Source organism: Blastomonas sp., from assembly GCF_041747255.1.
Lineage (GTDB): Bacteria > Pseudomonadota > Alphaproteobacteria > Sphingomonadales > Sphingomonadaceae > Blastomonas.
This window is the reverse complement of sequence record NZ_JBGTFM010000128.1, coordinates 1-10,943: the sequence shown is the minus strand read 5'-3', so window position 1 is coordinate 10,943 and position 10,943 is coordinate 1. Positions and strand designations below refer to the sequence as shown.

At 61.7% G+C, this 10,943-nt stretch carries 11 protein-coding genes and 1 tRNA gene; 3 read left to right on the top strand and 9 right to left on the bottom strand.

From position 1 onward, the window contains the following. Positions 1-39 precede the first annotated feature (39 nt). Positions 40-116, top strand: a tRNA-Arg gene (locus ACEW8G_RS04615). A 13-nt stretch (positions 117-129) separates the two neighbouring features. Here the strand turns inward: ACEW8G_RS04615 and ACEW8G_RS04610 are convergent. The 9 genes from ACEW8G_RS04610 to ACEW8G_RS04570 all read right to left on the bottom strand — a co-directional run bounded on the left by ACEW8G_RS04610 (position 130) and on the right by ACEW8G_RS04570 (position 9,074). Then, positions 130-1,212, bottom strand: a complete 1,083-nt coding sequence (locus ACEW8G_RS04610) for a tyrosine-type recombinase/integrase (protein WP_373487275.1) — start codon at positions 1,210-1,212, stop codon at positions 130-132. Next, on the bottom strand, positions 1,209-1,388 hold the full coding sequence (locus ACEW8G_RS04605; RefSeq protein ID WP_373487274.1) for a hypothetical protein: 180 nt from the start codon (positions 1,386-1,388) through the stop codon (positions 1,209-1,211). The genes ACEW8G_RS04610 and ACEW8G_RS04605 overlap by 4 nt, the downstream gene beginning before the upstream one ends. After that, entirely contained in the window at positions 1,388-2,563 is a 1,176-nt protein-coding gene (locus ACEW8G_RS04600) for a phage portal protein (RefSeq protein ID WP_373487273.1), read from the bottom strand. Before ACEW8G_RS04600 ends, ACEW8G_RS04605 begins: the two co-directional genes overlap by 1 nt. After that, the gene (locus tag ACEW8G_RS04595; protein ID WP_373487272.1) at positions 2,554-3,108 is read right to left on the bottom strand and encodes an HK97 family phage prohead protease; all 555 of its coding nucleotides are present in this window, start codon (positions 3,106-3,108) and stop codon (positions 2,554-2,556) included. The genes ACEW8G_RS04600 and ACEW8G_RS04595 overlap by 10 nt, the downstream gene beginning before the upstream one ends. Then, a complete protein-coding gene (locus ACEW8G_RS04590; protein WP_373487271.1) occupies positions 3,108-4,322 on the bottom strand; it encodes a phage major capsid protein in 1,215 nt (404 codons plus the stop codon). The genes ACEW8G_RS04595 and ACEW8G_RS04590 overlap by 1 nt, the downstream gene beginning before the upstream one ends. Positions 4,323-4,403: 81 nt before the next feature. Then, on the bottom strand, positions 4,404-4,871 hold the full coding sequence (locus tag ACEW8G_RS04585; protein ID WP_373487270.1) for a hypothetical protein: 468 nt from the start codon (positions 4,869-4,871) through the stop codon (positions 4,404-4,406). A gap of 136 nt (positions 4,872-5,007) precedes the next feature. Beyond that, positions 5,008-6,489, bottom strand: a complete 1,482-nt coding sequence (locus ACEW8G_RS04580; RefSeq protein ID WP_373487269.1) for a terminase large subunit — start codon at positions 6,487-6,489, stop codon at positions 5,008-5,010. A gap of 157 nt (positions 6,490-6,646) precedes the next feature. Then, positions 6,647-7,045 (bottom strand): HNH endonuclease signature motif containing protein, encoded by a 399-nt coding sequence (locus tag ACEW8G_RS04575; protein WP_373487268.1) that lies wholly within the window; start codon positions 7,043-7,045, stop codon positions 6,647-6,649. Next, a complete protein-coding gene (locus ACEW8G_RS04570) occupies positions 7,038-9,074 on the bottom strand; it encodes an AAA family ATPase (RefSeq protein ID WP_373487267.1) in 2,037 nt (678 codons plus the stop codon). The genes ACEW8G_RS04575 and ACEW8G_RS04570 overlap by 8 nt, the downstream gene beginning before the upstream one ends. Between ACEW8G_RS04570 and ACEW8G_RS04565 the strand changes: the two genes are divergently transcribed. Next, on the top strand, positions 8,994-10,382 hold the full coding sequence (locus ACEW8G_RS04565; RefSeq protein ID WP_373487266.1) for a DUF6538 domain-containing protein: 1,389 nt from the start codon (positions 8,994-8,996) through the stop codon (positions 10,380-10,382). The two genes, ACEW8G_RS04570 and ACEW8G_RS04565, sit on opposite strands and share 81 nt — an antisense overlap. Next, positions 10,379-10,843, top strand: coding sequence for a hypothetical protein (locus tag ACEW8G_RS04560; protein WP_373487265.1), 465 nt, complete (start codon positions 10,379-10,381; stop codon positions 10,841-10,843). Before ACEW8G_RS04565 ends, ACEW8G_RS04560 begins: the two co-directional genes overlap by 4 nt. Positions 10,844-10,943 lie beyond the last annotated feature (100 nt).

The window sequence follows — 10,943 nt, the reverse complement described above, 5'->3', positions numbered from 1 at the left end:
ACGCTTTGCTAGAGCGCCGCTCCACCGTCTGGCCAGCATGCACCCGTAGCTCAGCTGGATAGAGCGCTGCCCTCCGAAGGCAGAGGTCACAGGTTCGAATCCTGTCGGGTGCACCACCTTCTGCATTTTTCACCCCTTTTTCAAAGACTTGTCGCCATCATTGGCTAACCGTTTGTGAAGGTTAGCCATCAGCTTCTCTCCTGCGGCGTCCGCCATAGCTTGCTGATCGGCCGCAGCAGTGTAGCGTGAAACTTCGCTATCAGTGGTGTGGCCGGTCCACGCCTTGATTTGTTGGTTTGAGCATCCCGCCTCGGCAAAGCGCCGCGCGGCTGCTTTCCGCAGGCCATGCGCGGAGCACTGCGGCAGGGCCGCTTCGTCGCACCATTGCCGGAACTTGTTGCCAAAACCTTTGCGCGAATAGGGCTTCCCATGCTCGCTGAGCAAGAAAACCAGCGCGCTCGGCTTGGCCGCCATGATTGACTCGGCAAGAGCTGGCAGGACGGGGAGCGAGACAATCGCGCCAGTTTTTTCCTGAGTGACATTAAGCCGCCGGTTCTTAACGTGCTGCGGACCCATAACGCGCGCGTCCCCGCCGCGCTGCCCGGTCCAAAGCATAAGGTCGAGCGCCAAGCGCGCCTTGCTTCCCATCGGGTGGCGCTGCTCATATTGCGCAATCTCGTCTTCCGTCCAGGTGTGGAAGCCGGTCGAGTCGATGCGATAGGGCTTGGTGGCCATGACGGGGTTGCGGTCCGCCATCCCCTGCCGGATTGCGAACTGCATTAGAGCGCGCAGGCGCTTCCTGAGCATATTGGCTGCCGTGCGGTGGGGAAGCATCTCTGCCATCATGTCAGCGACATGGCGCGGCTCCAGATCGCGCACGTTCGCCTTCCCATACTTCACGCGCCACCGCTCGATGACGCCGCGATAAACGACGCGGGTGCGGTCGGAAGGATCAAGGAAATCGGGTGACCGGTAGTAGCGCGAAACCAGATCATCGAACGAACCAGGCGCGATTCGTTCGGCCCCCGGCTCAATCCGCTCAGCGGCGATGCCGCTGGTGCAGGCTTTGTATTCCTGACGGAACCCCTCGGTTCCCGGCTCACTCTTGAATAGATACTGCGAAAAGCCCTTGCGGCGGAAGCGGTAGCGCGCCTTGCCGTGCCGATCGCGATATTCAGAAACCCATTTGGGAAGCCAACGCTTGGGCATCATTTCGCCCCCATCAATTGGTCGAAGCTGTTACGCGATCCCGTATCCATTCCGAATTGCATTTCGATTTCGCCGGTAGTCGGATTGATCTTGCACCCGCGCGGTTCGAGCCCAGCGGCCTGCGCCCCGCGCAGCGCGCGTGTCAGGTCTGCTTGCTTGAATGCGGCGCGGCGGGTCATCAGGCGACTTCCACCTCCGGATTGCTGTTGGGTAAGGTCTGGCGCTTATTCCAGCCTTCCACCTGGCGCACTTCCTCAGGGTCGAGCACGCCGCTTTCCAGTGCGATCTTGTGCGCGGCCCAACGCTTCTCTGGGTCGCCGCGCAGGAAGCCGCTCAGGTCTAGTTCGAGTTCATAGCCGCTGCCCGCCGCGAAAACCGAACGTGCAAACTCGGCTTCGATCTTGCGCGCCCAAGGGGCAAGGCAGAAAGTCGCAAACCAGCGGCCTGCCGTCTCGCTATTTGTAAAAGTGTTGTGCGAGTAGTCCTGCACGATCGGCGGGGGCACCTGAAACAAGCGGCAGATTTCCTCGACTCCGAACTTGCGCGTTTCGAGCAGTTCGGCATCCTCAGGCGAAATCTGGGCAGGCTTCCACGTCAACCCGCCGTCGAGGATCAGGGTTTGCCCCGCCTTGCTCGGCCCACTCGCCCGCGCCATGAACGACTCGCGCAGCATGGTGCGCTGCTCGGCCTTCATAGGCTCGACGCTTTCGATCACGCCGCTGGGGCTGGCACCGTTGCGCAGGAACGAATTGGCATGGACGTTGGCCGATTGCACCCCTGCCACCGTCTCAGCGGCGCGGGAAAGGCGCGATCGGCCGATATAGCCATCATCGGTCCGGTCGCGCAGGTGAACCACGTCGCCTTCAAGCAATCGCCGCTTAACGCCGCGCGGGTCGCTAATGTCATAGGCCAGTCGCCCGCTCGCCAGCTTCACGGCAGTCACCTGCCCCCACTGGATATGCCGGAACCCTTCAAGCTGCCCGCGATCGCCTCGCAGGATTTCCGCAAGGCCGTTGCCGGTCAACAGGGTGGAGGCGACAAGGTGCTCAACCCAATCGGGCCAGCTCATTCCCGGATTGACTCCCCCGCGCACAATTTGACGCAAAGGATGTTCGGGCGCTTCGGCGCGGTCGTTAGCGCCGTCCTGGCGGTAGGTGAGCGCCGGAACGTAGGCGAGCGCCGTGCTGATCGCATTGGTGCAACCCAGCACGGTCGACAGGTTCTCAGCGGCACGCACGGACAGCGAACCAGACAGGCCCTGCGCAGGGTCAATTGCCTTCCAGCTAAGCTGGTCGCCATCGAGCGAGCGCCGTGCGAGCCCCATGCGGGCAAGGGATCGCTCGATCAGTCCCATGCGGACAACTCCGCAAGGGTAAGGCGGCGCTGGCGCGCTTTCCGCTCCACAAAGGCCTGAGCGTTACGCAGGGCCAGTTCGGTTTCAGGATAGGCGGGCCACGCCGAGACCACGCTGATTTCTTTGAGGCTGATCGAACGGAGCGTGCGGACGGTGCCCTGCCAGCTTTCGCCACCATCGGGCACGGTGAAGCCGAACGACATTCCGCCCAGATCGCCGCGCTCGGCAAGCGCGAGCACATCGCGGCCAGCCTGAGTGTCCGGCACTTCGAGCGAAAAGGCGAGGCCTTTGCTATCCTCGCTGAGCGTGAGGGTGCCGGACCGCGTTCGGCCCAGCACCTTGCCCAGATCGTGGTCGAGCAACGCCAGCACGTCACCCGAAAGGGCTTCGCGGAACGCGCCGGGAGCGATGCGCTCCTGATAGCCAGCCCCCATGTTCGCCATACTGCCAAAAGTGGCAGCGTAGCCCTGCAAGCGGCGGGCATCGAACCGCACCTCGCAGAAGCTACGCCGCTCGACGGGGGGGGAGAGGATCGCCGTCGACATTAGGGGATCAGAACGCCGGACGCGGTGACGAACGACGCCGGACGGCGGACACCAAAATCGACGGTGGCCATCGCGCGAATAAGCACATTGCCCTTGTTATAGGCCGTCTCGGCATAGGGGTTCACCAGCACGTCAAGCTGGCTCCACACACCGACCAGAAAGTCCGCCCAGTCGCCATAAGCAAGGCCGTGCTCGTTGTTATTCAAGCCCAGATCGTTCGGTGCCTGGTTGGTAAAGCGCACCGTTTCATCATGAAAAGTCGCACCCAGCGGGATCGGCAGGCCGTCGACGGTGCGCAGCTTCAACGCTGCACCCTTGATGCCGTTGGTGGCAAGGAAGGCGCGCTGATCGGAAACGTTGGCGAGGTCCGCCGCCCCGATCATGTCCGCAGTGGTAATGAACAGGTCAGTATCGAAGGGGACGCTCGCCACGCCGGGGTCATTCATCAGGCCCCGCGGTTCAGCGCCCACGCCGCTGCCAGCGATCGCCGCGCGGTCGATTTCCAGCGCGATGTTGCGGGCGAGGATATTGCGCAGCAGCTGCTCGATGTCCGGCGAGCCCTGCTGGATCATCTGGCGCGACATTTCGCTGATCGCTCCCACATGGTGCGGAGTAAGCGTGAGCGAGTCGAACGCCGCATCATCCGTGCCGAGTGCCTGGTTTTCGGAAACCCACCCAACGTTCGGGCTGCCCGTTTCGCGCGGGATTACTACGTCGCCGGTCAAACCCGTCAGGGTGGTGGCACCCAGCGCGGTGATGACGGCGCTGGCGGTGAGCGCGTTGGTGAACAGGTCGGGGCGAAACGTGGTCGGAGCCACCGCACCGCTGTTCGCAGTGGTCTGGGCGCGGCGCTCAAAGATTTCCGTGGGGACGTAGAAACCCTTGGCCGGACCACCCGCGCGCCGCGCAAGTTCCGCCTGCATCTCGATTTCACGGCCCGCATCGACGTTCATACCCGCCGCGTGTGCGATCATCCGGGTGAGCGAGAAGCTGCGCAGTTCTTCGCTCAGCTGGCCCTCGCCATTACCATTCAGGGGCACGCCGGGATCGGCGCGATCGGCGGCGTCCAGCTTGCGGGCGCGATCAATCTTCGCGTCGAGAGTGCGCAGTTCGGTTTCCGCAGCGGTGAATGCCCCGTCATCGTCCTTCGCGTGGGCATCGTTCATCCGGGTGACAATCGCCGCCCGCTGTTCGATTAGGTCACTGGTCTTCATGTCCGTTCCTTTTCTATGGGGCGGGGGCACTATGCCCCCGCGCTCAGAGTTCGACTGTCTCTCGACGTTGGGGTCGCTGGCTCAGCCCTCGCTGGGATCGCCGACGATCAGCAAATCGTCGTCCATCTGATGCGCAATCTGGTCGCGCCACTTTCCGACCCGGAAGATCGTCACTTTTTCGATGTCGCATCCGTTGTGGAGCCAGTCATCCCAAGCCGACACATCAGGCAACTCATCGGCAGGCATTGCGAGCGCGCTGCCCAAAACGGGCTGCACAAAGGCTACGCACCGCGCGCTAGGTGCCTGCCTCGCCGCTTCCATCACGGTGCAGGCAATCTCGCCCGCGTTCTTAGCGTCGACTCCATCGTCCATCAGCTTGCGAAAGAGCAGGAGCGCGAGCAGGTCGTTAGCGTCAAACAAGCGGGACCGGCCGGGCACGGTCTTCGGCGCGCAGGGGTAGTGATCCGCGTGGACGTGTTCATTGAAGCGATCACGGTGAAGGCCAGCGAGCTTACAGGCGCGCTGGGTTGTCAGCTTAGTTTCGGCCATAGATTCCTCCTATTGAATTAAACCATAGGTAGCGCCCGCTCTTGTAGGTGGCAAGAGGTTTTGCGCCAATTTCATTAATCCCACCGGTCGCAAAAATTTCTTGGGACCGTTGGGAGTTGTTGTCGGTCCGGGCGATTCACAGCCACATTGGCCCCGACCCCTGGTAACCGCGCGGCCCTTCGTGTGTCTGGGCAATCCCGCAGGCCATGATGGCCGTCACAATGCCGTCGATCTTGTCGAGACTCTTGCCCTTCGTCGGCTTGCGATTGCCTGCCGGGTCGGTCTCGATCACGCAATTGCCCGCCTGCCAGCGCATGATCGGATTGCCGTTATGCTGCATCCGCTTTTCGAGAACGGCGCGCTCGAAGGCATCGCAGGCGGCAGCGTAGGTCCTGAAACCCGGCACGAACTCGGTCAGCGGCAATTCGATTCCTTCGTCGCTTAGCAGCTTAGCAAGGTCCTCGAACCGCCAGCGATCGAAGGCGATGCCCAGCACGTTGTAGGACTGGCGCACGTCCGCAAGGCGGCGCGCGACGGCGGTGCGATCGGTTGCCCGCCCGTTGGTTTTCTCAATCCAACCCTGCTCGGCCCAGAGGTCATAGGGCACCCGGTCGCGCTCGGCCCGCTCGCCGATGGTATCGGCGGGCACCCAATGCCATGTCAGCAAGCGCCCGGTTTCGGGAAACCAGAGTGAGAACGCCGTGAGATCCCGCGTGCTCGAAAGGTCGAGCCCTCCATAGCATTCTTGCCCTTCCAGTTCGATCGGGTCGAAAGGATCGGCGTTAGCATCCCAATCGGCCTGTTCGATAAACCTGCCCTCGGCGGCAATGCGCTGATTAAGCTGGAGGAGCCGGAAGCTGGGGGCGAAGGATGGTGAGCGGATTGCGCGGGCGGCGGCGTCCGCGAACTGCTGCTCGTTAAGGAACGCGCCCAGCGCCGGATTGGCCGCGCGCCACGCCTCTCGATCGTCCAACGCGCAATCTTCCGGCGCGGTGTGAAGCTGCACATAGGTTTCCGGCGAAGGTTGGGAGTCTAGCATCTCCGAAAAGAAATGGAGATCGTCCGGTGCCTGGGTCGAGATCGTGACGCCCAGCGCCTGAGCGCGCTTGCCCATGCCGGTTGCCAGATTGTCCCACAGTTCGCGCGACTTCCATTGCGCGACTTCATCGGCAACCCAAAATGACGGGGCGAGGCCGTGCGCCTTCCGAGCGTCCGATGTCAGTGCCCGCCACACGCTTTGCGAGTCTTCGTCCGTGATTTCCTTGTGCCAGTCGCGGATGTTCACCCGCGCGGCCATCCACGGCACTGCCTCGATGTAGGCGCGGGTCATTCGGTAAAGCACGCCCGCCTGCTCGCGATCGAGCGCGGCGGCGTAGCATTCGCCATAGGGCTCCATCATCGGACCAAGCAGGTGCGCGAGGGACAGGCCCGCAAGCACCGCGCTCTTGCCGTTACCGCGCGCCACACTGAGCGCCGCGAGGCGCACCCGCCGCAAGCCCTGATCGTCGATATTGCCGTAAATACTGCGGACGAACCGCTCTTGGAAATCGAGCAGTTCGAGGTGCTCGCCAGCGCGCAAACCTGATACGACTGGCAGGCTGCGCAGGAACGCGAGCACCCGTTCATCGGGCGGCATTCCGTCATGCTCCCAAGGATGTTTTGTCAGCACCGGGGCGAACGGCTGCTCATTGCCAAAAAGCGGAAGGGGTGCCGCCGAATGGCGCGGCGGCGCACCCGCTGCCGCTGCCCGCAAGCGGGACGCTCCGGGGCCGCGCTTACCCACGACGGCGGACCGGATTCGGAACTAATTGAGTTTTTGTTACCCCCGTCGGTCTTCCTTCCGCAGCCCTGAGCGATTCTTCGGTGTGCCAAGGGTGCGCAGCATCGAGTGGATTGCCGTTGGCATCGCACCCCTTGCGCGGTTTAGCCGTCTTCACAACGCCAGCTTCCTTGCCGCGCGCAGTCTTGGCTGAATGGCAGGAAGGGCAATAGCTGGCCAAGCCGTCATGTCCGGGGAAGGCTGGCCCACCTTCGCTGATCGGCTTGATATGGTCGACCGTGTTGGCGATGCGCAGCCTGCCCCGCGCTTCGCAGCCGATGCACAGACGGTTGAGCGACAGGTGGCGCAGTCGCAGTTTTTTCCAGCGTGCGGAGTTGTATGGCCACTCAGCCATCGCTGCCGTCCTCCCCGTCGTCATCCCAGATAATGTCATCATCATCGGGGGCGGGCGGCTCAGTGGCCGCCCCCGGTTTATACGTAGTATAAGGGGGGGTGAGTGCGTGCAGGTCGGTGCAGGGTTTGTGCGGGTTAGCGGGCGGGTTGGTGCAGCTTTGTGCAGGGGTTTGTGCGGGGGTTGGTGCAAGGGTTGGTGCAACCCCAAGGCCCGTTACCCAAGCACGATTGTCTCGCTGATAGACTCGCATTCCGTTCTCGATCGTGCCCAGATGCAAAAGCCGCTGCATCGCTGCTTCAAACTGCTTTTCGGTGTAGGGCTTGCCAGTCGGCATGATTGCGAAGGTGCGCGGGGCATAGTTGCTGGCAGACTTGCTCGGAGAGACGGCGCGCTTCTCTGCCGTCGCTTTCGCCAAGCATTTCAGAAACCGTTCGTTCTCGGACGCTGCGATGCTGGCGGCCTGGCATTCGGCATAGTAGTCTGGCGGCACATTGTTCGGAGTGACGAACGCCCAGCGATGCCAGCGGAAATCAAGACGTGCGCCAGCCTTCGCGTAGTTCGCTTTGCCCCGCGTTAGCATTCGTGCATCGAGGTCGGATGCTTCGCCCTCCTTGTCCTTCGGGGTTTCGAGAAAGAGCCGCGAGCGCACTTGATTTTCCCATGCGGTCGAGCCTGAAAAGCTATCGCCTGCCTTGTTCGGGTGCCCAAGGAACAGGATTGCGCTGTCAGACTCCTGCGCAAGCCGATTGAGCAGGCCACAGAAGGCCGCGACATGGTTCCTGATGTTTTCGTTACCTGCGAAAAGGTGTGCCACGTTATCCAGAGCGACGAACCCGGCACCTGTATGCTCCAAAGTAGCGCTCAGTGCCCTGTAGCGGCTGCTCAGGGCCAGCTTACCGTTAACGTCGAAGGTAGCTAGTTCGTTGCCGATTTCCGATGCCAGGCTCACAAGGTGAAGCTTTCCGGCAAGGTCGCTTAGCCGGACGCCCAGCGCCTCGCAGATCGCCTTCTGCCTCCGGTGCAATTCGTCTTCATCATCTTCGCAGGTGATATAGATCGCCGTCGCTTGTTGCGTTTCGACGCCAAGAAACGGCAGGCGTGCCGCAATACACGTGCAAAGCTGCTGAGCGAGCAGTGACTTGCCGGCGGACCCCGGACCGGTGAGATAGGTCGCTTGACGTGCTGGAATCCAGTCAGTGAGCGCCCATTGCCGGGCAGGGGCTTCCAACCCTTGCCATGCGGCGATGTCCACAAGCGGGAGCAGGTCCGGCGGCGGATTGACAGTAGCATCGACGATCGATCGCAATTCAGCGGCGCTGCCGTTCCAGTCGATAATGTCTCCTTTGGGCGGAAGGCCTGGAAGGTCGACCAGCACCGCTTTGCCGCCAGCGCGCTCGATGTCCCCGCGCGCTTCGGTGGCAAATGCCTGTCCGGGCTCGTCATTGTCCGGCAAGATGGCGACGCACCGGCCTGCCAAGGCTTCGGCGTAGTGTTTGCGCCAGCTTTTGCTGCCAAAAGCAATGGCAGTTGCGGTGAAGCCCATGCTCGCCAGCTTGTCCGCCTTGCGTTCGCCTTCGACTAGGAAAACGGTTTCAGCAGCGTCACTGGCGAGCAGTTCCGGCAGGCGATAGAGCACCCTGCGAGCATCGCCGATCTTGTCCAGCCAACCTCCACGCCCGTCCGGCCGCTCGACAGTGTAACGCTTCGGCCGCGCGGGATGCTCATGCCGCCGCGTGCGGTAGAGCACCGCGCCGCTTTCATCCGTGAACTCATGCGTGCTGATAATACGCCAATCGCCGCGCCCGCTGGTTGCGCGCTCGGGAAGCACCCCTCTCGCACGCATCTCATCCTTAATCGCCAGCGGATCGCCACCGTTGAACGAATGGATAAGCACCCCATCGGGCGCGTCCGGGCAAATAGAGGCGATCGAGCCGCGATCTTTCTTGCTGTGTCCCGGCGTCGGGAAAAGCACTTTGTCGCCTTTGACTTCCCCACCCATTGCGGCAGCAATCTTGTGCAGTTCGGTCATTGCACGCCCTCCCCGCTGGGGGTAAGGTCGATTTGCATTTCCGCCGCTTTGGAATTGCTAGTCCTCGCAACGGTGCCAGCCATTGCGGGGACTTTTCGTTTCCAGCACTTGGGCGGCGGACGGGGGTTAGCCATCAACGGCGGGACGGCGCAGAACTCCGTGCCCTCTAGGTTATGCGTTAGCCAATCCATCCCCTTGACTCGACGCGATTGTTGCACGACTGTCGGGTGCACCAGCTTCTCAAAACCGTCAGAAATCCAGCATCTTGGCAACGCTCATGCTGTAACGTGTAGCACAAGTGTGTCGCACGACGGGTCATCCAGCCATGGTCTAAACGACTGTCGCGATGGAGAATCCTCCGCGATTAGGTGCGACACAACTGTGTATCACAAGCGGCTTCGTGGGATTTGGCGTCGAGGGGGAGTTTACCAGTTCCGCGTTCGTGTCCCCGCCGATCTCGTTGTCGCTATTGGCAAGACTCACATCAATCGGACGTTGCGCACAGCGTCGTATCCCGATGCTCTTGGACGGTGCCACCTGATGGCGCTTGAGTTTGCCGAAGCGTTTGAAAATGCGAGAATGGGCGTTGCGCCGTCAATTCCCCCTCCCGCGCAGGCGGCCTCCCCTTCAAGTGCGCTGAAGCCACCGCATGTCACTGGTGGCATCACACTGCTCGAAGCTTGGAATCGATATCTTTCCGACCCCAGCAGCGCGAGGACGCACAAGACCACGCTGGCCTACGAAACGGTCAGGAACATCGTCGTGTCGATTCTCGGAGAGGATTGCCTCGTTTCAGATTTGGGTCGGCAAGACTGTCGCCGCGTGATGGAAACCTTGCAGCACCTGCCGTCGAACTACGGAAAGAGGTGGCCAGCCATGAAGCCCGAGTCCATCGCTGCGATGGCGCAGCGCAAGAAGCTTCGGCCCATGTCAGCAGCAAACTGCAACGGCTACATGTCGCGCTGGTCAGGAATGATGAACTGGCTGGTGAAAGAGGAGTTGGCCGCTCGCAACCCCTGTATAGGACTTCGTGTAGCTGACCCTGTTCCAGTGCGGGAAAAGCGCCGACCGTTTTCGACAGGCCAACTACAAAAAATCTTTTCTGGCGATCCCTTCAAGGGCCTCGACGAGGTGTGCCAAGGTAGACGTCTTGCCACTCCACCTTCCAACTTTTACGTTCCGCTCATCGCTTTGTTCAGCGGCCTGAGACAGAACGAAATCTGCCAGCAAACTGTCGATGATATCGTCGAACTCGATGGCATTTATTGCTTCGTGGTGCAGCCGACGCCGCACTCGGCAAGCGAGTGAAGACCTCCTCCAGCGAGCGCGTGGTGCCGATCCATCCTGCTCTGATCCGCGCACGGCTGCTCGACCACTGGCGTCAATGTGGAGGGAATCGAGAGGCGCGGCTATGGCCAGAGTTGGAACTGGACAGGTTTGGTTACGCGTCGGCCAACTTCTCGAAGTGGTTCGCTCGATATCTCACGAAGACAGGGGCCAAGGCTGACCGCACAAGTTTCCATAGCTTTCGTCACTGCTTTCGTGACGCCATGCGTGCAGGCCGCATAGAGCGCGAGATTGCATTTAGCCTCGGCGGCTGGACTGGCTCGCGCTCGGGAGGACAGGCAATCGGTGACCACTATGGCAGCGGGTATCGGGTAGGTGCGCTCAGTGAGGCTATTGCGAAAATCCACTACGACGTCCCTGCGCTATCGAGCCTGATGGAGAGGGTCGAGGTGCTCGACCCTCAACAGTTGTGTCGCACCTAATCGCGGAGGATTCTCCATCGCGACAGTCGTTTAGACCATGGCTGGATGACCCGTCGTGCGACACACTTGTGCTACACGTTACAGCATGAGCGTTGCCAAG